We start from the raw sequence: 21383 nt of genomic DNA on the forward strand, positions 1-21383 counted from the left end.
GGCGTGAATCCAGGCATGAAAAATCCCCAAGGTCCGGGGGAACCTCGGGGATGGAAGAAACTGCGGACGTCAGCGCTTGGAGAACTGCGGGGCGCGACGGGCCTTGTGCAGACCGGCCTTCTTGCGCTCCACCACGCGGGCGTCACGGGTCAGGAACCCGGCCTTCTTCAGGGCAGGACGGTTGGCTTCCCTATCGATGGCGTTCAGGGCACGTGCGACGCCCAGACGGACTGCTCCGGCCTGGCCGGTCACGCCGCCGCCCTCGACGCGCACAACCACGTCGAACTTGTTCTCGAGCTTGAGCAGCACAATGGGCGAGTTGACCTCGCGCTGGTGCAGCTTGCTGGGGAAGTACTCCTCCAGGGTGTGCCCGTTGATGCTCCACTTGCCAGAGCCCGGAATCAGACGAACGCGGGCGACTGCCTCCTTGCGGCGGCCGGTGCCATAGCCCGGCTCGATGGCGGAGGTGCCGGTACCTGCACCGGCGTTGGTCTCGGAAGTGTAGGAAGCGCTGGTCTCCTCGGCCTCAAGAACCGCGGAGCTGTTGTTGTTGTCAGCCATGGTGATTATCTCCTCTGGTCCTACTTGGCCTGCTGGGCGACCTGGTGGATCTTGTACTCAATGGGCTGCTGAGAGGTGTGAGGATGTTCCTCGCCTGCGAAGACCCGCAGCCTGGTCAGCTGGACCTTGGCCAGCTTGTTCTTGGGCAGCATGCCCTTGACCGCCGTCGTGATGATGCGCTCGGGGTTGTGCTCCATCAACTGCCCGTAGGAGTCGCGACGCAGACCGCCAGGACGGCCGGAGTGGGTGTAGAGCACTTTGTCGTTCTTGTTGCCCGTCAGCACCATCTTGGACGCATTGATGACGATGACGTTGTTGCCGGAGTCGGCGTAGGGCGCATAGGTGGGCTTGTTCTTGCCGCGCAGCAGATCGGCCACCTGAGCTGCCAGACGCCCCAGCACCACACCGGAGGCGTCGACGATATACCAGTCATGTGTCAGATCGGCTGGTTTCGGGGTGAAAGTCTTCACGATTCAACCTTTTCCTTGCATTGTGTTTCGGGCTCTCCGCACCGCATGCTGCCATGCTGGCCGAAAGCCATGTATTCCGTGGGCTCCCTGAAAGTCCTAGACGGCGAGTGGGAAAAGCGCTTTGAGGACCCCTTAGGGAAACACAACAATCCATTATTGTAACGCCTGAGTGCCGTTCGTCAAAATTCGCGTCGGCCCTAAGTTTCAGCGCGAGGCGGCTGCCCGTGCCACCTGCCCATCCGGGTCCTTGCGCAGAGCCTCAAGGGTCGCCTGCCCGGTGTTGGGATTCAGAGCCACTGCCCGGCGGACCATGGCGGCCAGCACATGGGGGGCATTCTGCTCGTCGCGCGTGCCCAGAGCCCCCAGAAAGTCCAGGGTATCGGCATCGGTACGCTCATCCTGGGCACCCTCCAGGCGCATCTTCCAGGAGGTCATGGGATTGGTCAGCGCAGCAGCCCTGACTCCGGCGTCCTGGTCCTTGGTGAGCAGACCGGCCAGCCAGTTCTTGTCATCCTTGTTGGCAGCCACCGCCCGGCGGACGTCTGCGCTGGAATCCTGGGAGAGCTTGACCAGAATGTTGGGGAAGGGCATGGTCTGCGCTAGGTAGACCCTGTCCTCCACCGGCGTGTGCTCATTGCCAGCCACCGCCTCCAGCAGTGCCGTGAAGCGTGAGAAGGCGGCCTGGTCGGACCTGTCGGGCAGGGGGCTGCGGGCGAATTCGTGCAGCTCGGCCGTATCTGTGGAGTGCCTGAGCCTTTCATAGAAAACGGTCAGGGCCTCATGGGGCTTGCCGGGTGATGGGGATTCGGTTTCCGGTTGGTCCTGGGGATTGGTCATGCGGTCAGCTTAGGTCGCCTCCTTGATATCAGACCCGGCCCGAGATCCCCTTTAGCATGGAGATAATGCAAGAACCGAGGAGACGATAGGCATAGGAGGCAAGCCGATTGCTCACCATACTGGATACGCCGCAGAAGCCGGCTACGGGCTCTCTGACTGAGCGGAAGTCCGAGTTCATCGGCCAGGCCTGCCATGTGGAGGATCAGGAGGCAGCCATGGCCTTCGTCCAAGAGGTCCGTGTGCAGCACCCCAAGGCCCGGCACGTCTGCCACTGCGCGATCTGGGGACCGGAGGGCCGCACCAGCGAACGCATGAGCGATGACGGGGAGCCCTCCGGGACGGCCGGCAAGCCCATACTTGAGGTCATGCGTCGGCAGGGGGTGACGGACTGCGTCCTGACGGTGACCCGTTACTTCGGAGGGATCCTTCTCGGGTCAGGGGGGTTGATCCGGGCCTACTCCTCAGCAGCCTCCCTGGCACTCAAGGCGGCAAAGCAGGCACGTGTGCTCCCGACCCAGCGATTCACGATCACCGTGGACTATTCGGAGTACGATCCCCTGCGCCGTCTGATCCGCACCTCCGGGGGGCAGGTGGAGACTGAGGATTTCACTGATCAGGTCCAGCTGACCTACGACCTGGAACCCACCGCGGTGCCAGCCTTCCATGGTCGGCTGGACGACCTTCTGCAAGGCCGGGCTCAGCCGCGCGCATTGGGCGAAGGCCGCAGGCTGATCCCCCTGTCCGGAAACCAGGCTTCGTCTGCCTCATGACTGTCGGGAGGGTCATGCAACCATTGCTCGGTTGCAGCCTTACTCGCCGGACAGGCTCACGCCGCACGCCGTCGCTCTTCCGCCATGTAGACCGCGACCTTCCAGGCCCGAGCTCCACAAAGGAAATGGGAATAAGCACCTTTGGCAATGAACGCCAGTAATGAATAAGACCGGCGATCGTGCAAAATCAGCGATCACCGGTCATCAGGCGGAGACGAGGAGATTCGAACTCCTGGACCGCTTGCGCAGTCAACACCTTAGCAGGGTGCCCCTTTCGGCCACTCAGGCACGTCTCCATGCAGGCTCCCGGTTCAGGACCCCAGTCCCAAAGTCTCGAGAACAAAACAATAGAATACCATGCTAGACCGACCTGACTCGCCGGTGCGACAGGGTGCGATGCAGCACAGTGCGGATTCGTTCATTTTCATGGATAAAAACCATAAATGTGAATCTTTTTCAAGAATTTACGGCTGAGAATAATTTATTGCATGTTCCTCTGGGACCCCCTTCTATCATGGAGCCATGAGTACCGCACCAAGGCTTGCAGCCGCCAAGAAAGACTGGGGACATGACGAGACCGGCTGCACGGTGCTGCACATTGACATGGATGCTTTCTACGCCTCCTGCGAAGTCGCCCGACACCCTCAATTGCAGGGCCGGCCGGTCATCATCGGCACCGGACGGCGTTCGGTGGTCTCTGCGGCCAGCTATGAAGCCCGGGCTTTCGGCATCAACTCGGCCATGCCTCTGGCACGTGCCGAACGACTGTGTCCTCAAGGGGTCTTCCTCCCGGTCGATATGACCTATTACCGGAATATCTCACGTAGGATATTTGATACGGTTTTCTCACGAATTACTGATCAGATCGAGCAAGTCTCAGTAGACGAGTGCTACATGGACGTGTCCGGGGCACTCATGCGCTGGGGCATGCCCACGGCCATAGCCCGGTGGATTCGAGCCAGCGTGGCCCGCCAATTCCACGTGACCTGCTCGGTGGGCATCGCCACCAACAAACTGGTAGCCAAGATGGCCTCCACCAACGCCAAGCCCGACGGCATGCTGCTGATTCCCAAGGCCCGACAGGCCGAGTTCGTCCAGCTGATGCCCCTGCGCGGCATCCCCGGTATCGGACCGGCCCTGGAGAAGCGGCTCAACGCCTGGGCCATCAAGGACGTGGCCGACCTGGCTACCATGAGCGAGCGGGATCTGACTAGAGCCACAGGTTCGAACCTTACAGCCAGGAAGCTGGCGCAGGCCTCCCACGGTCTGGACGACGATCCTGTCCAGCCGCGAGCGCCAGAGAAGTCCCTAGGTGCGGAACGCACCTTTCTGCACGACACCACCAGCATGAAGCAGGTCTGCGACCTCCTGCGCGTCTGCAGCAACGAAGTGGCGACCGGACTGCGATCGCACGACCTGATCGCCCGAACCATCACCGTCAAACTACGCTTCGATGACCTGCGCTATATGACCAAGGCCCACACCCTGGAGACCCCGGTCAACTCAGCCAACCGCATCTATCCGCAGGCAGTCGGTCTGCTCAAGGCCATGCTGGGGCTGCCCGATGGTGTGCCCATGGACACACCCCTGCCCAGGCTGATCCGCCTGGCCGGTGTCAGCGCATCCGGTCTGAGCCGGGTGGAAGACACGCCCATCCAGCCATCCTTGGATGACATCATCCACGAGAGCAAACGCCGCACCGGCAGCGAGGCCCAGCGCCTGGATCAGGCAGAGGCCACCATGGACTCCATCAGGAGCCGCTACGGCAGGGGCTCAGTCACCATGGGCCTCTAAGCCGCACTCCGCAGACGTCCCAGGGCCAGTTCCAGCTGCTCGTCAGTGATGGTTGACGAAAATCGCAGATAGTGGCCATCCCCGTAAAACTCCCCGGGACTGGCCAGAATACCCAGACGGGATAGGTCTGCCACATCGGCCCAACAGTCGCCCGAGCGGGCTTGTGCCCAGATATATAAGCCGCCCTGCGGCATGACGGCATCGTATCCGTATGATCTGAGACCTTCAGCCAAGGCATGCAGGCGGCGGGCATAGACTTCGCGCTGGGCCATCACAGCATCGCCATCCTCCAAGGCGGCCCGCATGGCCCGTTGCACCGGACCCGGCACAATCAGCCCCACCTGCTTGCGGTAGGCGGTCATGGCCTCCACCAGATGAGCATCTCCCGCCACCAAAGCTGCCCTGTATCCGGCCATGTTGGACTGCTTGCTCATTGAGTACAGGCAGAGTATCCCGCTGGCATCGCCGCCACAGACTTGGGGCTCCAGGATGCAAGGCGAGGCGGTGATCTGCACATCCTGCCCGACCTGGGCGGGTTCTGACCAATCCAGTAGGGCGTAGCACTCGTCACTTAGGACCGTGGCCCCTATCGAACGGGCCGCCCGTACAATCTTCGCCAGCCCGGCTCGGTCGATGATCCGCCCACTGGGGTTGCCTGGCGAATTGATCCATATTGCTCGCACGCCGGGCAGATTCACCCATGAATCCGTATCAGTCGGATCGTCCACGGTCGTCACCTGGGCCCCAGCCAGCTGGGTTCCGATGGCATAGGTGGGATAGGATACCGTCGGCTGCACCACCCGGTCCCCCGGTCCCAGATGCAGAAGGGAGGCCATGAGCGCCACCGCCTCCTTGGACCCGACCGTGGGCACCAGATCCGCGCCAAGAGCATTCAGATCTACCCCCCGGCGACGACGGAACCAGTCGGCCGCGGCCTGCCTCAGAGATCCATCACCGGCAGTTTTGGGATAACCTCGTGCCTGACCATCATCCGAAGCGGCAGCCAAGGCATCCCTGACCGACCTGGGTACAGGGTCCACCGGCGAACCTACCGACAGATCGACCAGACCGCCGGGGCATTGCTCAGCACGCCTCCGGTAGGGGTCAATCCTCGACCAGTCATAGGGGGATTCGAAGGAGTGGAAACCCATGGTCAGCCTTTCTCGTATGAATAAGCCGCGGAGGGATGGATCCCATCCGCGGCTCGTCAGCCTGAATTGACTACTTGTTTGGGGGCAGGGCTGCCACACCCTCCGGATCATGATCGTAGGGGCCGACCGCAGCAGCGCCGCCGGCATCCCCCACCTGGGCGAAGAAATCAGTCGCCGCATCCTTGTACCAGGTCCACTCCTCGGGCAGATCATCCTCGTAGAAGATGGCCTCCACCGGGCAGACCGGCTCGCAGGCGCCGCAGTCCACGCACTCGTTGGGGTTGATGTAGAGCGAACGGACGCCCTCGTAGATGCAGTCCACCGGGCATTCGTCCACGCAGGCCTTGTCCTTGACGTCCACGCAGGGCTGAGCGATGACGTAGGTCATGGGTTACCTCCTGAGTATGCGAGTATTCACTCTACACTGCAGCGCCGACGCTCCAGGTCAGTCCAGACCGGCCTGGGTGGCCTTGGATATCTTCCCGCTGAGCTGATGACGACCGAGCAGGGAGTGCCAGTAGGAATAGCCGAAGTAAATGGCCAGGCCTGCAGCCAGCCAGACCACGAATCGAATCCAGGTCAGCACGGTCAGGTTGAGCATGAGCCAGAGGCAGGCCAGAGCGATCAGAATGGGCACCCAAGGGTTGCCGGGCATCTTGAAGGACCGGGGCAGGTCAGGCCGGCGCTTGCGCATGATGGGCAGGGAGATGGCCACCAGAAGGAATGCCGAAAGCGTGCCGATGTTGACCATGTCGGACAGGACGTCTATGGGGAAGCAGGATGCCACCACGGCAACTACGATGCCACCCAGGATCTGAATGCGGGCCGGCGTGCCATGGCGGCCGGTGCGGGACAAGGCACGCGGAAGAAGCCCGTCGCGGCTCATGGCGAAGACAATGCGGGTCAGCCCCAGCAGGAGCACCATGACCACGGTGGTCAGCCCCACCACGATGCCGAAGGAGATGATCTTGGCAGCCCAGGGAGCCCCCACCATCTCGAAGCCGGTGGCCAGTGAGGGGTTCTTGGCCTTGGCAAGATCCTTGTAGGAGACCATGCCGGTGGTGACGATGGCGACCAGGATGTACAGGGTGATGACGATCAGCATGCCCAGGCCGATTCCGCGGGGAATGGTCTTGTGGGGCTCCTTGGCCTCCTCGGAGGTGGTGGCGACGATATCGAAACCTACGAAAGCGAAGAAGACCAGTGCCGCGCCTGAGAGGATGCCAGGGATACCGTAGATGGTGGGCTGCATGCCTGAAACCCACTGCCAAAGGGGCTGGCCCATGATCCCTGGCACGCTGGCACCCGGAACGGCCGAGGCCGGCTCGGAAGGCGGGATGAAGGGCCGGTAGTTGTCCAATTTGACGTAGAAGAAGCCCACCACGATGACGAAGACCACAATGCCGATCTTGAGGACGGTCAGGGCGCCGTCGAACCGGGCTGAAAGCTTGGTGCCCAGGACCAGGAGAACCGTGAAGAGGGTGACGACCGCCAACGGGGCCAGGTCCACATCCAGGCTACCCAGATGGAAGCTGGAGCTGAAGGAGGTACCGCCCATCAGGTGGATGAAGTCGTTCAGGTAGACGCCCCAGTACTTGGAGATCACCGATGCGGCCATGAGCATCTCAAGAATCAGGTCCCATCCGATGATCCAGGCCACAAGTTCGCCCATGGTGTTGTAGGTGAAGGTGTAGGCCGAGCCTGAAACCGGGATCATGGAGGCGAACTCCGCGTAACACATGACGGCCGCAGCACAGACGATGCCTGCTATGACGAAGGAGATGATGACGGCCGGACCCGCATGGAAGGCCGCTGCCTGGGCTCCCACCGAGAAGATGCCGGCGCCCACGGCCACTGCGACGGCCATGATGGCCAGGTCCCAGGTGGTCAGCGTCCGCTTGAGCGACCTGCCCTCCTCCCCGGTCTCTGCCAGGGTCTGTTCAACCGATTTCTTCCTGAATAACTCCATCTTGCTCCCGACTCACGAGTCCCGCTCCGGCCAGTAATCATAGGATATGATGCCGTACAAAACCGAAATACGCTCATCAGGTGAAAGCAGGAGCTACCAAGCCAGGTCGATGCCTGGGGTAACGGGCTCGGGAATCAGGCGGATGCCGAAGGTGGAATCCACGCCTTTCTGGATGGCACGGGCCAGGGCCACCATGTCATCGGAGCCGGCACCTCCGCGGTTGGTCAAAGCCAGTGTGTGCACGTCGGACAGGGCGGCAGCCGACGCCTCCTCCAAGGCGAATCCCTTGTGGAAGCCTGAATGATCGATCAGCCAAGCCGCTGAGGTCTTGACCAACGCCGAGTCTTCGACAGGATAGCGCGGGGCATCCACCGGTAGGGCATCCGCGGCCTCAGGGCTGATGATCGGATTGGTGAAGAAACTCCCGCAGCTGTGGCGGTCAAGTAGCACCCGCTCGCCCCTGGGGCCGTGAAGGTCATCCTGGACTGCCTCCAGAGCTTCTTCCAGGTCGGAGGTTCGACGGCAGGATCCCATCCAATCGGTCAGGTACCGGTAGGGATCCTCCAGCATCCCTTTGCCTGCTCTGACGGTCAGAACCGCCCGGCGGATCCGCTCCAGGGGAAGGGTTGCCCCGACCTCCACACCCAAGGCCTTAGCCAGCTGGGCGGAACCCACCTGAGCGGCGGACCCATGTCGCAGGACCAGGGTGACCGAAAGGACCACGTAGCGCGGCGTGGGGAAGAACCGTGCGTCGGGCACAGCCGGCGCCTGATACATGGTCTGCTTGAGCAGGGAGGTCCTGTATCCGAAATCTAGATCTGAGGCTCGCAGATAGGCAGTGACCTTGTCCTGGCGGTCCCAGACCTCGACCGAGTCGACCAGGCGGCCGACCTCCTGGCCGTAGGCGCCGATGTTCTGGACCACCGAGGCCCCGACAGTCCCGGGGATGCCGGATAGGCCCTCTACCCCGATCAGGTGCATGCGCACGCAGTAGGAGACCAGATCATCCCAGTTGGTCCCAGCCGTTGCGTTGATGTGAACAACAGGAGCACCACCTTCAGGCGGAGCCACCTCGTCGGGCACGCTGATGTCCTGACGGGTGTCACGCACAACCACGCCAGGAAAATCCTGGTCGGAGGCCAGCAGGTTGGATCCCCCGCCGATCAGGCAGAGGGGCAACCCCTTGGAATCCGCGTCCTCCACAGCCTCGATCATGCCCACACGGCTTTGGGGCTGAACGAAGGCGGCCATGCTCCCGCCCACACCCACAGTGGTGATATCGGCAAAGGTCGGAATGGTGTCTCTGGAGGATACGTCAGACATGCAATTCACTGTATCATCGTCCCCTTATGAGGGCCTCTCCCGAGCAGGAGCCATGCCAGACCTGAAATGCCCCCTGTCTCCCTTGGCGATCATCAATCGGTCATACTCGGATAGCAAAGCAAGGGCATCAAGGTGACTGCGAAGTCCTGTCTGACCCCCTATTAGCTTTTCCTATAGCTTTCGCAAGACCCGCGCAGGGTCAGGGGACGATTAGCGGCGATAGATATTACCTATATGTCAGGTCGTTGACGGGCCTGCTTCCTGGGGGTTTTATGTGACAAGAGCTTTGGGAAGGGGAATCTCCAAAGCCCTGTTTCCGGACGAAGGGCACCGGAACCACCTGGACACCTGACCGGGCGTCCATAGGACACATACCAGGAAATGAGCATGCAATGACAGAAGACAGAAGAACCCAGTTCCATCAGACAGCCCATGGCCAGACAAGCCGCCCCTGGCTGACCTCTGCCTGGCAGCACCACATCGGACACGAGTACGGTGCTGAGAATTTTGCCGCAGCCACCTTGGACTTCGTTCGCAAGTGGGATTGGGACTGGGTCAAGATCAACCCGAGGGCCATCTACTACGCCGAGGTCTGGGACGCAGTCTACGACAAGGATCACTATGACTGGCTGATCCCGCGCACCGTCCGCACGGCCATCCAGGAGGCAGGGGATATCGCCCGCATCGACTATCGCGACCCTGAAACCAACAAGGTGCTCCAAGAGCAGATCCAAGCTGCCAGAGGCATCCGAGACGGCCTTGAGGACCGAGCAGTCATCGACACGGTCTTCTCCCCACTCTCAGTCCTCCTTCAGTTGGCCGATCTCCCCCTCTATCCCGAGGGGCAGGGCTCCGCGCAGGAGGATGACAGGGGTCTGAACAGACAGACGCTGATCTTCGACCAGCCCGAGGCGGCCAAGTCGGCGCTGGACAAGATCGCCCGGACCCTTGCCGACTACGCAGCTCTGCTGGTCAGCCCCAAGGAGCAGGGCGGGGCTGGTCTGGACGGCATCTTCTTCGCCGAGACGGGTCTGGCCAGCCATGGCTACTTCAACCAGGCGCAGCTGGAGGAATGGGCCAAGCCTTATGACCGGATCGTGATCCAAGCGGTCAGACAGGCCAATCCGGAAGCCCTGGACCTGGTGCATACTTGCCGGGAGGATGCCCATCCCGAAGAATTCACCGACCTGAATCCCGATTTTCTCCACTGGGACCAGTTCCGCCCAGGCAATCCTGAAATCAGTACCGACTTTCCAGCGGTACCCGTGGGAGGAGCCGACTTCGAACTCTTCAACCCAGGCGGCGATGTAAACCAGATCCGCCAGGAATTGGATCAGACCATCCAGGCCCGTCAAGGCCGTCCCTTCCTCCTGGCGCCCTCATGCACCATCCCGACGCCCGCCGACGAGGAGGCCCTGCGCCTTCTGAGCGGAACCCGGGCCCCCAAGCAAGTCTGAAACCACAAACAACCCACCGACATCAACCGTCAAACTCCAAGGGAGACATCATGGTCATCACATCAAAGCAGCACCGGCAGCATCGTGGCACCATCAGGGCAATGGCTGCCCTCATGACCACCATGGCCATGGCCGGGGCGCTGTCGGCCTGCGGATTGGGAGGCGACAAGGGCTCCTCCGCAGGATCGTCAGACCATGTGACCATCGCTGCCATCTACCCTAAGACCGGTCTCTACGCCGAGTACGGAAAGATGTTCCAGCAGGGCTTCGACCTGGCCAAGGACCAGGTCAACAAGAAGGGCGGAATACAGGGCAAGCGCCTGGACATCGACTACTACGACACCCAATCAGATGCCAAACAGGATGCCGCCGTCGCCCCAAAGATCGCCTCCGACAAGTCGGTCATCGCCGTTGTGGGCGACTACTCCTCGCCGGCCTCCTCAGCCGCATCGCCTATTTTCCAACAGGCCGGGCTGGTCCATTACGGCTTCAACAACTCCTCGCCGACCTTCACGAATTCGGGTGATCATGTATGGACACCTCAAATATCGCAGAAGACCTACCAGGAAGCCAACGCTGAAGCGGTGTCCAAGCGAGCCAAGAAGATCTCCGTCGTCTATATAGAAAACGACTGGGGGAAGGAATCCTTCCAGTACTTCAAGGAGGCTGCGGAACGGCTCGGGGTGCAGATCGTCTACCAGTCCTCCTATCTGCCCGATTCCACGGACCTGACTCCAATACTGATCCCGGCCAAGAATGCCGCCCCCGAGGCCGTGGTGGACATCGGTTACGGACCAGATGGGGCGCTGATCGCCAACACCCTGCGGGACAAACTGGACTATAAGGGACCCTTCTTCGGCGGTCAGGAGACCAAGGAGTTCCTCTCCCTGACCGGAGCGAACGCCCAAGGGGCCATTATCACCGGCGTCTTTTCGGCAACAGGCACCAAGGATGCGAAAGCCAAAGCCTTCGTCAAGAGCTTTGAGGACCGGTATCACACCGTCCCCGGCAACTTCGAAATCACTGCCTACCAGGCCATCAAGGACCTGGCCTACGCGGGCGAGAAGACCAGCCCCACCAGGGAGGGCATACAGGAGGCCCTAAGCAAGGTCAAGGACTTCCCGCTCTACCAAGGCCAGGGAGGGACTTTCCGGTTCAACACCAAGACCCGCCGGGCGGATACGATCAAGCCCATCCTCCTCCAGGTGGATCAGGGCAAATTCAAACAGATCGAGGAGTGAGCAGCGATCATGGTCGAGACGCTCTTTTCCGGACTCATCCACGGCGGCGTATACGCCCTGGCCGCCGTGGGTATGTCCCTGGTCTTCGGAGTGACCAATGTGGCCAACTTCGCACAGGGGTCGCTGGTAGCGGTCGGCATGATGACAGGATGGTGGGTGGGCTCCACCCTCGGTTGGGGGCTCATCCCCACCATCCTGGCCGTCGTCCTGGTCACAGGCCTGGTCGGTCTGGTCACCAATCTCCTGGTCATCATCCCCCTGGAGGGCCGGCAGCCAATTGCAGCCCTCCTGGGCACCGTTGGCCTAGGACAGGTCCTGGATAACGGGATGCAGCTGATCTTCGGCTCTCAGACCAGGGCCTTCCCCCAGCTGTTGCCCACCCACAACCTGCATGCGCTGGGCATCAGCTTCGGCACCTCCGACCTGGTCATGGGTCTGGTCGCCCTGGCCAGCATGGCTGCGCTCTGGGCCTTCCTGACCTACGGCAGGACCGGACAGGCCATCAGGGCCACCTCCCAGGATTCCCAGGCCGCATTGCAGATGGGAGTACCGGTCACCTCCATTCGCACCATAGCCTTCGTTATCGGCTCGGTCCTGGCTGGTATCGCCGGAATTTTCATCGGTCTGTTCAAGACGAACATCAACCCCATGGACGGCAACGCCATCGGCATGACGGCCTTTGTGGCCGCCGCCATCGGCGGGCTGGGCTCCATCCCCGGAGCCATCATCGGTGGCCTGGTGCTGGGTTTGGCCGAGGCCGTCGGCGTAGGACTCTTCGGCGATGGTGTGCATGACCTGATCACCTTCGGCACCCTCCTGCTGGTTCTGATCCTCAAACCTTCAGGATTCCTGGGCCGCAAGGCAGACATGGGCAAGGAGCCCATGACCGGAACCCTCCCGGAAGCCGCCAGACCCATCCGACTGCCACTTTGGGCCAACCTCGGCCTTGCGGCAGCCGCTCTGGCCACCCCATTCATTTTCTCCGACCATCTGGCCGGCATCGGGACCCAGGTTGCCATCTACGCCATTGCCGCAGTGGGCCTGACGCTGATCTCGGGCTCGGCCGGGCAGACCATCCTGGGGTTGGCGGGACCTGTGGCCGTGGGAGCCTACGCTTCGGCTCTGTTAACCATGCGTCTGCATTGGCCCTTCACGCTCTCCCTGCTGGGCGCGGCCGTCATCGCGGCCTTGGCCGCATCCCTGCTGACATTCCCGGTATGGAAGCTCAGTGGCCACTATGTGGCTATCGCCACCATAGGGGTGGGAGCAGTCATGGTCGCCATCATCCGCATCTGGGAACCTCTGACCAGGGGCTCGCTAGGTCTGCAGGGCATTCCGCTACCGACCTTCCTTGGCAAGCCGCTCTACACCCAGCAGATGCAGTACCTACTGGACCTGATCGTTCTTCTACTAGTCCTCGCAGTGATCTCTCGGATCAGGTCCTCACACTTGGGTCACGTCTTCGAAGCCATCGGCGAGGACGGACAAGCTGCCTGGTCCCTGGGGATCAGGACAGGGGCCTACAAGGCGCTGGCCTACGCCCTGGCATGCGGTGCTACGGGTATCGCAGGCGCCCTGCTGGCGCACCAGTACACCTATATCGACCCGACCCTCTTCAACCCGACCATGTCGACCCTGATTCTGACCATCATCGTCCTGGGTGGCATGAAATCCCCGACCGGAGCCGTGATCGGCTCCCTGATCCTGGTAGGGGCCCCTGAACTGCTGCGCATCCTGCCCGAGGTGAGAATCATGGCCTACGGACTCGTCCTGATCATCTTCATCATCTGCAGACCACAGGGTCTGTTCTCAACCAAAAGGAGGGCATGATGACGGGCAGCCGGCACAATCCCGAACCTGTACGCGACAGTCCCGATCAGCCCCTGCTCAGCGTGCGCAATCTGAGCAAGAGCTTCCAGGGACTGCAGGCAGTGGCCGACGTGAACATGGATCTGGCATCCGGCCAGGTGATAGGCATTATCGGCCCCAACGGATCAGGCAAGTCCACGACCATCAACCTGATCTGCGGCTTTCTCAAGCCCGACTCGGGCCAGATCAGCCTTAAGGGACGCACCGTGACCGGCCTACCCGCTACGGACATGGCCGAGCAGGGGGTGTCCCGCACCTTCCAGAACGGCAGGGTCTTTCCGACCATGAGCGTTGAGGAGAATGTAGCTGTAGGGTTCCATAGACGCCTGGAAGCCCGCAGACCCTTTCGCCGCCTGGAGCGGTGGCCCATCCTGCGATGGATCCCCCTGCTGACGCAGACCTGGCTGACGCTGGTGCCCGGTCCCGCCTGCCGGAGGGAGGCGGTCGTCGAGCGCAAGGCCGTCCAGTCCGAAATTGACAGATTCAGCGAGCGCCTGGAGGAACATCGCACCCAGGCCGCCTACACACTCTCCTACGCCAACCGACGACGCACCGAGATAGCCAGAGCCCACGTCAGCTCCCCCGACATCCTGGTTTTGGACGAGCCCACGGCAGGAATGAACCAGTCGGAGACCGCCGAGGTGCTGCAGCAGCTCCTGGAACTCAAGGCCCAGGGCCAGACCATGCTCCTGGTAGAGCACAAGATTGACCTGATCGAAGCACTGTGCGACCAGGTCATCGCCATGGACGGCGGCAGGATCATCGCCTCCGGACCTCCCAAGCAGGTCAGTGCCGATCCCCGCGTCATCACCGCATACCTGGGCGACCGCAGACCCCGCAACGATGCCCCCATGAACGGGCAGGCAGATGTTCTGGCCCGGCAGAACGCCCTGGCTCCGGCCACCGTTGTAGAACCGATCGATGGCCAGGATTCCGACAGCACAGGAACCAAGCTAAAAACCAAAGCTGAGTCGTCTGATGACGATGGGGGGAAGCCAACCACCGAAGGGGACCGAACCTTGCTTTCCCTGGATGCCGTCAATGTGAGCTATGGCCCGGTCAAGGCCCTGGACCATGTCAGTCTTCGCGTTCCCCAAGGCGGCATCGTCTCCCTTCTGGGCGGGAATGCTTCGGGCAAGTCCACAACCATGAAGACCATCCTGGGCCTGTTGGCCCCAAAGGAGGGGACCATCCATTTGGATGGACGGGAAATCACCCACACCCCCACCAAGGATCGGGTCCGTTCCGGAATCGCCTCGGTGCCTGAGGCGAGAAGGGTCTTCGCCGCCATGAGCGTGGAAGAGAACCTGCGCATGGGTGCCTACACCCAAAGGGAACGCAGTCAGATTGAGCAGGATCTGGAAGCTATATATGAGCGCTTCCCCCGCCTGGCCGAACGTCGTGGGCAGCAGGCCGGCACCCTTTCAGGAGGCGAGCAGCAGATGCTGGCCTTCGGCAGGGCCCTGATGAGCCATCCCCGGTTGATATGCATGGACGAGCCGACCATGGGTCTCTCCCCCAAGCTGGTCGACCAGGTGCTTGAGCAGATCGCCTCCCTTCGGGATCAACTGGGCATCTCCATCCTTCTGGTCGAGCAGCAGGCCGAGCTGGCCCTGTCCATCGCCGACTACGGGTACGTGCTGCAGAACGGCCTGATCCGTCTGGAGGGGCCCGCCAGACAGCTCTTGAATGATGAACGTGTCCGCCAGGCATACCTGGGCAAGGCAACCTCCCGATAGCGGGCAATAAGGAACACCTATGAGCGGAGCCTTGCCCGAGACCCAGAAAGAAGATTCGATGGTGGGCTAGTGAAGGATTCACGACCGGACATAAGCAGAGGAAGACACCCGCATGAGCAAAGGATTTGCAACAAAAGCCGTCCATGACGGCTATGACTGTCAAAGCCAGGGCGAAGGCGCGTCCAGCGTCCCCATCTATCAGTCGGCGGCTTTTGACATGGTCACCGCCGACCGGGGAGATGCCCTGGCCGCCGGCGAAATTCAAGGGTTCTCTTACTCGCGCCTGGCCAACCCCACGGTCAAGGTCCTGGAGGAGCGTCTTGCCAGTCTGGAGGGTGGCAAGGGGGCTGTGGCCATGGCTTCAGGGATGGCCGCCGTGTCATCCGCCCTCATGTGCGCAGCCGAAGGTGGCGGGAGGCTGATCTCCCCTGTCGATCTTTATGGAACCTCCGTGGATACCATGAAGACCTTCTTTCCCAACTTCGGCATTGAAACGGATTTTGTGGACGACATCAACGACCTTGACGCGGTGGAATCTCTGATCCAGGACAACACCAGGGCCATCTTCGCTGAGTCCGTAGCCAATCCGTCCACGGCCATAGCCGACATCCCCGGCCTGGCCGACCTGGCCCATCGGCATGGGCTGGCCCTGATCATCGACAATACGGTGCCCACGCCCTACCTGCTCAACCCGATCGACTTCGGTGCCGACATCGTCGTCCATTCGACTACCAAGGGGATCAGCGGCCATGGCAACTCCCTGGGCGGGGTCATCGTGGACGCAGGACGGTTCGACTGGGGCAACGGCCGCTTCCCACAGATGAGCCAGCCCGAACTGATCATCAGCGACGAGCGGCACGGGTCCATGGTCAGCTTTCTGGATGCCTTCGGCAAGATGGCCTTTCTCCGCAGGGTCCATACCAAGTACCTACATACCTTCGGAGCGGTCATGAGCCCCTTCACCGCCTACCTGCAGCTGACCGGCCTTGAGACTCTGCCCCAGCGGGTCGCCACCGAGGTGAAGACGGCGACAATTCTGGCCCGCCACCTGCTGACCATTCCCCAGGTGGAGCAGGTCAACTATTCGGGCATTCCCGAGGGTCGGCACCAAGGGGATGCAGACCAGCAGGACCGCCTGGCCTCGACCCTGCTGCCCAAGGGCGTCGGCACGATCCTGTCTTTCAAAGTCCAGGGAGGCTACGAGCAGGTCAAGCGCATTGTGGACTCGGTGCATCTCATGAGCTATATGCCTAACATCGGCGACTGTCGCACCCTGATTGTGGACCCGGCCAGGATCACCCACAGGGAGGTTCCAGAACCCTACCGCCTCAGCGCCGGTGTGGGCGACGACCTGATTCGAATCTCCGTAGGCCTGGAGAACCCGGACGACCTAATCGCCGATCTGGATCAGGCATTTGCGACCGCCTACCAGGGCACTTTCTAAGGCTGAGTCCCCTACATCACCAAACCCGTTCTGCTCCCAGCAGTATCTTCAAACAATGCGGAACAGGCATATAGGCAGATTTGCATAAAGAAAAACCTGTGTATAAAAAAGGACCCGACCATTTGGTCGGGTCCTGATGAAGCCAAAAGACAGGAAGAACTCAGCGGGTCTCCCGGTGCAGGGTATGCTTGCCGCAACGGGGGCAGAACTTCTTGAGCTCCAGACGGTCAGGAGTGTTACGACGGTTCTTGGTCGTAATGTAATTACGCTCCTTGCACACGGTGCACGCCAGCGTAATGCCAGGACGGATATCTGCGGCTTTTGCCATGGTTCACCTCTATAGTCGTTGCACGACCGACGTATGTCGGCCACAGTAGCGAGGAAGAGACTCGAACTCTTGACCTTACGATTATGAGTCGTACGCTCTAGCCAGCTGAGCTACCCCGCCAGAGAGCCTCGGGTGAGAATCGGACTCACGACCTCTTCCTTACCAAGGAAGTGCTCTGCCACTGAGCTACCGAGGCGTGGCGGATAGAGGATTCGAACCTCTGAAGCATTACGCGGCTGATTTACAGTCAGCTCCCTTTGACCGCTTGGGAAATCCGCCATGTCGCACTAGAACCGGAGCTCCGTACGGCAACTTGCCTATAATGACATGTTTTTCTGTTTTCCGCAAGTCCCGCTCCAACGTCGTGTCTTCCGCGTCAGAGCGGGACAGACAGGTCAGAAATCCCAGTCGTCGTCGTCCGTCTCCACGGCCTTGCCCATGACGTAGGAGGAGCCCGAGCCGGAGAAGAAGTCGTGATTCTCGTCGGCATTGGGGCTCAGGGATGCGATGATGGCGGGATTCACATCGGTGGTGTCCGAGGGGAAGAGGGCAGGATAGCCCAGGTTCATCAGCGCCTTGTTGCCGTTGTAGCGCAGGAACTTGGTGACGTCCTCCACCAGGCCCACCCCGGAGTACAGGCTCTCGGTGTATTCCACCTCGTTGTCGTACAGGTCGCCCAGGAGCTCGTAGGTGTAGTCGCTCATGGCCTGGCGCTCGGAGTCGGAGACCTTGGCCAGTCCCTTCTGGTACTTGTAGCCGATGTAGTAGCCATGCACGGCCTCATCGCGGATGATCAGACGGATCAGATCAGCCGTGTTGGTCAGCTTGGCATGGCTGGAGAAGTACATGGGCAGGTAGAAGCCCGAGTAGAAGAGGAAGGACTCCAGCAGGGTGGAGGCCACCTTGCGCTTCAGAGGGTTGTCGCCCTCGTAGTAGTCCAGAACGATCTGGGCCTTGCGCTGGAGGAACTCGTTGTGCTCGCTCCACTCGAAGGCGGCATCGATCTGAGGGGTGGAAGCCAGAGTCGAGAAAATGGAGGAGTAGGACTTGGCATGGACCGACTCCATGAAGGCGATGTTGGTGTAAACAGCCTCCTCATGGGGGGTCAGTGCATCCGGGATCAGGCTGACGGCACCCACGGTCCCCTGGATGGTGTCCAGAAGGGTCAACCCGGTGAAGACCCGCATGGTCAGAGTGTGCTCCTCCTCGCTCATGGCCTGCCAGGAGGGCAGATCATTGCTGACGGGAACCTTCTCGGGCAGCCAGAAGTTGCCGGTCAGACGATCCCAGACCTCCAGGTCCTTCTCGTCCTCCAGACGGTTCCAGTTGATGGCGGAGACCCGGTCGATCAGCTTCAGCGGCTGCCGGGGAATGGAAATGGGTGGGACCATGGTTGATTGCTCCTTGTTGGATAGGTGTTCGACAGTGCGAAGCGGATCATGACTGGACCGTCAGTCTACCGCATGGACGGACCCGGCCTGTGGATGTGGATACCAAAGGGCCGGCGCCGCCCTCAAAGACGGCACCGACCTGGGATTGCATATGCCTTGGGGCAGACGCCTTAGAGCATGCAGCTGACGCAGCCCTCGACCTCGGTGCCCTCCAGCGCCTGCTGGCGGATCCTGATGTAGTAGAGGGTCTTGATCCCCTTGCGCCAGGCGTAGATTTGAGCCTTGTTCAGGTCGCGGGTGGTGGCCGTGTCAGGGAAGAAGAGGGTCAGCGAGAGCCCCTGATCCACATGCTGGGTGGCCTCGGCGTAGGTGTCCACGATCTTCTTCCAGCCAATCTCGTAGGCATCCTCGAAGTAGTCCAGGTTCTCGTTGGTCATGTAGGGAGCCGGGTAGTAGACGCGCCCGATCTTGCCCTCCTTGCGGATCTCGATCTTGGAGGCAATCGGGTGTATGGAGCTGGTGGAGTGGTTGATGTAGGAGATGGACCCGGTCGGAGGAACGGCCTGGAGGTTCTGGTTGTAGATGCCGTCCTTGAGGATGGCCGCCTGGAGTTCCTTCCAGTCCTCAACCGTGGGGATGTGGACCTGGTACTGGTCGAAGAGGTCCTTGATCCGCTGGGTCCTGGGCTCCAGGGAACGGCTGCCCTCGGTGTACTTGTCGAAGTAGTTCCCCTGGCCTGCCGGCTTGGCGTAGTCGGACTTGGCGAATGAGGCGAAGGCCTTCCCCCGCTCCACGGCCAGGGCATGGGAGGCCCTGTAGGCGTGGTAGGCCACGGTCATGAAGTACATGTCCGTGAAGTCCAGCCCCTCCTCGGATCCGTAGTGGATGCCCTCGCGTGCGAGGAAGCCATGGAGGTTCATCTGACCCAGGCCGATGGCATGGCCCTCATCGTTGCCCCGCTTGATGGAGGGAACAGCCTCGATGTTGGTGTGGTCGGAGACGGAGGTCAGTGCCCGCACCGAGGTTTCGACCGTGTCGGCCAGGCCGCCGTCCATGGCCTTGGCGATGTTCAGGGACCCCAGGTTGCATGAGATGTCGCGGCCGATATGCTCATAGTTCAGGTTCTCGGAGTAGGTGCTGGGCTCCTGGACCTGCAGGATCTCCGAGCAGAGGTTGGACATGGTGATCCGGCCGTCGATGGGGTTGGCCTTGTTGACCGTGTCCTCGAAGAGGATGTAGGGGTAACCGGACTCGAACTGGATCTCGGCCAGGGTCATGAAGAAGTCGCGGGCGTCGATGTACTTCTTGTGGATCCGCTTGTCCTTGACCATCTCCTCGTAGTGCTCGGTGATGGAGATGTCAGCAAAGGGCTTGCCGTAGACCCGCTCCACGTCGTAGGGCGAGAAGAGAGCCATGGGCTCCTTGCGCTTGGCCAGCTCGAAGGTGATATCGGGGATGACCACGCCCAGGGCCAGGGACTTGATGCGAATCTTCTCATCCGCGTTCTCCCGCTTGGTATCCAGGAAGCGCATGATGTCGGGGTGGTGGGCTGACAGGTAGACGGCGCCGGCACCCTGGCGGGCACCCAGCTGGTTGGCATAGGAGAAGGAATCCTCCAGGAGCTTCATGACCGGGACCACGCCGCTGGACTGGTTCTCGATGTGCTTGATGGGTGCACCCATCTCGCGCAGGTTGCTGAGCAGCAGGGCCACGCCGCCGCCCCTCTTGGACAGCTGCAGGGCGGCGTTGACGCCGCGGGAGATGGACTCCATGTTGTCCTCGATGCGCACCAGGAAGCATGAGACCGGCTCACCGCGCTGGGCCTTGCCCAGGTTCAGGAAGGTGGGGGTGGCGGGCTGGAAGCGGCCGGAGATGATCTCATCCGTGTACTTCATGGCGGCCTGCTCGTCCCCGTCGGCCAGCTCCAGGGCCACGGCCACGCAGCGCTGGGGGAAGTCCTCCAGGTAGCGCTTGCCGTCGAAGGTCTTCAGCGCATAGGAGGTATAGAACTTGAAGGCACCCAGGAAGGTCTCGAATTCGAAACCGCTCTCGGCTGCATGCTGATAGATCTTGTCCAGGAACTCCGGTGTGTAACGATCAAAAACCTTCCGGTCGTAGTACTCGTGATCCAGGAGGTAGGCAATCCTCTCAGCCGTGGAGGGGAAGGTCATGGTGTTGGGCCGCACGTGCCGGTCCATGTACTGGCGCTCGGCTTCATGGTCCTTGTCAAACTGAATCCTGCCGTCCTTGTCGTACAGGTTCAGCATGGCGTTCAGGGCATGGTAGTCGTGAGCCGGATCGAAGGTCTCCTCATCCTCGGATGCGGTCCTATCCAGGGCCAGGGACGTGTCCTCGTTTGCTCCCATCGGGTGTCCTTTCATGAGTATTGCTGTGATAGTGCGTGTAATGAAATTGGCTCAGGACTCGGGGTGGTTGCGGAAGAAATCCACAACCCCGCGGCGGACCTTCTCCTGGTCCTCCTTGGTGCCCATGAGCTCGAAATAGTAGAGGAAGGGCACATTGCACTTGCGGGAAATGATGTCCCCCGCCATGCAGAAGGCCTCCCCGAAGTTGGTGTTGCCCGAGGCGATGACCCCGCGGATGCCGGCCCGGTTGGCCGGGTCGTTCAGAAAGCGCTTGATTTGCGGCATGACCGCCTTCTTGGCTGATCCGCCCCCATAGGTGGGAACGATCAGGATGTAGGGCTGCCGGATGTTGAGCGGCGGATCCTTGGGTCTCAGAGGGATACGGAAGACGTCAATCCCCTCGTCATCCAAATGGCAGTTGGCAATGAACCGGGCGGTGTTGCGCGAGGCCGACGAGAAGTAGACCACAGCCCCCAGGCGCTGACCCTGGGCGGCGAACTCGGGAGCGCTGAGCTCCGAATCAGTTCCGGCGGTCTGCTGTTGCTCCATGCTTCCTCCTGATCAGGCCATCCAGAGCCTGTCTTGACGGTGATGCCCGCCCTGAGGACGGACCGATCAGAACCCGCCCAGCGCGAGCCTGAACTACTATATGTGCTGTTGATATCGGAAACGG

General features: G+C 61.3%; 18 protein-coding genes and 4 tRNA genes. 7 read left to right on the top strand and 15 right to left on the bottom strand.

The annotated features are described in order from the left end of the window. Positions 1–69 precede the first annotated feature (69 nt). The 3 genes from rpsI to LPC22_RS02350 form a co-directional block, all read right to left on the bottom strand. Entirely contained in the window at positions 70–561 is a 492-nt protein-coding gene (gene rpsI, locus LPC22_RS02340) for a 30S ribosomal protein S9 (RefSeq protein ID WP_229131864.1), read from the bottom strand. Between the two features lie 20 nt (positions 562–581). Continuing rightward, entirely contained in the window at positions 582–1031 is a 450-nt protein-coding gene (rplM, locus tag LPC22_RS02345) for a 50S ribosomal protein L13 (RefSeq protein WP_024626794.1), read from the bottom strand. A 204-nt stretch (positions 1032–1235) separates the two neighbouring features. Continuing rightward, on the bottom strand, positions 1236–1868 hold the full coding sequence (locus tag LPC22_RS02350; protein WP_024626795.1) for an AbrB family transcriptional regulator: 633 nt from the start codon (positions 1866–1868) through the stop codon (positions 1236–1238). A gap of 107 nt (positions 1869–1975) precedes the next feature. On the opposite strand from LPC22_RS02350, the gene LPC22_RS02355 reads away from it, so the two are divergent. After that, entirely contained in the window at positions 1976–2638 is a 663-nt protein-coding gene (locus LPC22_RS02355) for an IMPACT family protein (RefSeq protein WP_229131865.1), read from the top strand. A gap of 209 nt (positions 2639–2847) precedes the next feature. Here LPC22_RS02355 and LPC22_RS02360 read toward each other — a convergent pair. Beyond that, positions 2848–2934, bottom strand: a tRNA-Ser gene (locus LPC22_RS02360). 226 nt (positions 2935–3160) lie between these two features. Here LPC22_RS02360 and dinB point away from each other — a divergent pair. Continuing rightward, positions 3161–4432, top strand: coding sequence for a DNA polymerase IV (gene dinB / locus LPC22_RS02365; protein WP_229131866.1), 1272 nt, complete (start codon positions 3161–3163; stop codon positions 4430–4432). Here the strand turns inward: dinB and dapC are convergent. The 4 genes from dapC to LPC22_RS02385 form a co-directional block, all read right to left on the bottom strand. Continuing rightward, positions 4429–5583 (bottom strand): succinyldiaminopimelate transaminase, encoded by a 1155-nt coding sequence (dapC, locus tag LPC22_RS02370; protein WP_229131867.1) that lies wholly within the window; start codon positions 5581–5583, stop codon positions 4429–4431. The genes dinB and dapC overlap by 4 nt on opposite strands. Before the next feature lie 70 nt (positions 5584–5653). Continuing rightward, positions 5654–5971 carry a ferredoxin gene (fdxA, locus tag LPC22_RS02375; RefSeq protein WP_015022367.1) on the bottom strand — a complete coding sequence of 106 codons (318 nt, stop codon included), beginning with the start codon at positions 5969–5971 and terminating at the stop codon, positions 5654–5656. A 57-nt stretch (positions 5972–6028) separates the two neighbouring features. Beyond that, on the bottom strand, positions 6029–7552 hold the full coding sequence (locus LPC22_RS02380) for an amino acid permease (protein WP_229131868.1): 1524 nt from the start codon (positions 7550–7552) through the stop codon (positions 6029–6031). Between the two features lie 93 nt (positions 7553–7645). Beyond that, a complete protein-coding gene (locus LPC22_RS02385) occupies positions 7646–8875 on the bottom strand; it encodes an FAD-binding protein (protein ID WP_373312863.1) in 1230 nt (409 codons plus the stop codon). Between the two features lie 392 nt (positions 8876–9267). Between LPC22_RS02385 and LPC22_RS02390 the strand changes: the two genes are divergently transcribed. The 5 genes from LPC22_RS02390 (at position 9268) to LPC22_RS02410 (ending at position 16625) form a co-directional block, all read left to right on the top strand. Beyond that, positions 9268–10332, top strand: coding sequence for a uroporphyrinogen decarboxylase family protein (locus LPC22_RS02390; protein ID WP_229131869.1), 1065 nt, complete (start codon positions 9268–9270; stop codon positions 10330–10332). Between the two features lie 50 nt (positions 10333–10382). Continuing rightward, positions 10383–11573: an ABC transporter substrate-binding protein gene (locus tag LPC22_RS02395; RefSeq protein ID WP_229131870.1), complete on the top strand. Its 1191-nt coding sequence runs from the start codon at positions 10383–10385 to the stop codon at positions 11571–11573. Between the two features lie 9 nt (positions 11574–11582). Next, positions 11583–13403 (top strand): ABC transporter permease, encoded by a 1821-nt coding sequence (locus LPC22_RS02400; protein WP_229131871.1) that lies wholly within the window; start codon positions 11583–11585, stop codon positions 13401–13403. Then, the gene (locus tag LPC22_RS02405) at positions 13400–15181 is read left to right on the top strand and encodes an ATP-binding cassette domain-containing protein (protein WP_229131872.1); all 1782 of its coding nucleotides are present in this window, start codon (positions 13400–13402) and stop codon (positions 15179–15181) included. The genes LPC22_RS02400 and LPC22_RS02405 overlap by 4 nt, the downstream gene beginning before the upstream one ends. Positions 15182–15293: 112 nt before the next feature. Beyond that, positions 15294–16625, top strand: a complete 1332-nt coding sequence (locus tag LPC22_RS02410) for an O-acetylhomoserine aminocarboxypropyltransferase/cysteine synthase family protein (protein ID WP_229131873.1) — start codon at positions 15294–15296, stop codon at positions 16623–16625. 160 nt (positions 16626–16785) lie between these two features. Here the strand turns inward: LPC22_RS02410 and rpmG are convergent, their stop codons facing one another. The 7 genes from rpmG to nrdI all read right to left on the bottom strand — a co-directional run bounded on the left by rpmG (position 16786) and on the right by nrdI (position 21259). Beyond that, positions 16786–16953, bottom strand: a complete 168-nt coding sequence (gene rpmG, locus LPC22_RS02415) for a 50S ribosomal protein L33 (protein WP_015022386.1) — start codon at positions 16951–16953, stop codon at positions 16786–16788. 46 nt (positions 16954–16999) lie between these two features. Next, positions 17000–17073, bottom strand: a tRNA-Met gene (locus tag LPC22_RS02420). 4 nt (positions 17074–17077) lie between these two features. After that, positions 17078–17149: transfer RNA gene (locus tag LPC22_RS02425), tRNA-Thr, on the bottom strand. Position 17150: 1 nt separating this feature from the next. Continuing rightward, positions 17151–17232, bottom strand: a tRNA-Tyr gene (locus LPC22_RS02430). A 116-nt stretch (positions 17233–17348) separates the two neighbouring features. Further along, positions 17349–18344, bottom strand: coding sequence for a class 1b ribonucleoside-diphosphate reductase subunit beta (gene nrdF, locus LPC22_RS02435; RefSeq protein ID WP_029678084.1), 996 nt, complete (start codon positions 18342–18344; stop codon positions 17349–17351). Positions 18345–18514: 170 nt separating this feature from the next. Beyond that, positions 18515–20710: a class 1b ribonucleoside-diphosphate reductase subunit alpha gene (gene nrdE / locus LPC22_RS02440; protein WP_229131874.1), complete on the bottom strand. Its 2196-nt coding sequence runs from the start codon at positions 20708–20710 to the stop codon at positions 18515–18517. A 51-nt stretch (positions 20711–20761) separates the two neighbouring features. Then, positions 20762–21259, bottom strand: coding sequence for a class Ib ribonucleoside-diphosphate reductase assembly flavoprotein NrdI (gene nrdI / locus LPC22_RS02445; RefSeq protein ID WP_015022389.1), 498 nt, complete (start codon positions 21257–21259; stop codon positions 20762–20764). Positions 21260–21383 lie beyond the last annotated feature (124 nt).

The organism is Bifidobacterium mizhiense, assembly GCF_020884755.1.
Lineage (GTDB): Bacteria > Actinomycetota > Actinomycetes > Actinomycetales > Bifidobacteriaceae > Bombiscardovia > Bombiscardovia mizhiensis.

Bases quoted from the DNA above. Each gene is read 5' to 3' on its own strand.
- rpsI (WP_229131864.1), bottom strand. From the start codon at position 561: ATGGCTGACAACAACAACAGCTCCGCGGTTCTTGAGGCCGAGGAGACC.
- LPC22_RS02350 (WP_024626795.1), bottom strand. From the start codon at position 1,868: ATGACCAATCCCCAGGACCAACCGGAAACCGAATCCCCATCACCCGGC.
- dinB (WP_229131866.1), top strand. From the start codon at position 3,161: ATGAGTACCGCACCAAGGCTTGCAGCCGCCAAGAAAGACTGGGGACAT.
- dapC (WP_229131867.1), bottom strand. From the start codon at position 5,583: ATGGGTTTCCACTCCTTCGAATCCCCCTATGACTGGTCGAGGATTGAC.
- fdxA (WP_015022367.1), bottom strand. From the start codon at position 5,971: ATGACCTACGTCATCGCTCAGCCCTGCGTGGACGTCAAGGACAAGGCC.
- LPC22_RS02380 (WP_229131868.1), bottom strand. From the start codon at position 7,552: ATGGAGTTATTCAGGAAGAAATCGGTTGAACAGACCCTGGCAGAGACC.
- LPC22_RS02385 (WP_373312863.1), bottom strand. From the start codon at position 8,875: ATGTCTGACGTATCCTCCAGAGACACCATTCCGACCTTTGCCGATATC.
- LPC22_RS02390 (WP_229131869.1), top strand. From the start codon at position 9,268: ATGACAGAAGACAGAAGAACCCAGTTCCATCAGACAGCCCATGGCCAG.
- LPC22_RS02395 (WP_229131870.1), top strand. From the start codon at position 10,383: ATGGTCATCACATCAAAGCAGCACCGGCAGCATCGTGGCACCATCAGG.
- LPC22_RS02400 (WP_229131871.1), top strand. From the start codon at position 11,583: ATGGTCGAGACGCTCTTTTCCGGACTCATCCACGGCGGCGTATACGCC.
- LPC22_RS02405 (WP_229131872.1), top strand. From the start codon at position 13,400: ATGATGACGGGCAGCCGGCACAATCCCGAACCTGTACGCGACAGTCCC.
- LPC22_RS02410 (WP_229131873.1), top strand. From the start codon at position 15,294: ATGAGCAAAGGATTTGCAACAAAAGCCGTCCATGACGGCTATGACTGT.
- rpmG (WP_015022386.1), bottom strand. From the start codon at position 16,953: ATGGCAAAAGCCGCAGATATCCGTCCTGGCATTACGCTGGCGTGCACC.
- nrdF (WP_029678084.1), bottom strand. From the start codon at position 18,344: ATGGTCCCACCCATTTCCATTCCCCGGCAGCCGCTGAAGCTGATCGAC.
- nrdE (WP_229131874.1), bottom strand. From the start codon at position 20,710: ATGGGAGCAAACGAGGACACGTCCCTGGCCCTGGATAGGACCGCATCC.
- nrdI (WP_015022389.1), bottom strand. From the start codon at position 21,259: ATGGAGCAACAGCAGACCGCCGGAACTGATTCGGAGCTCAGCGCTCCC.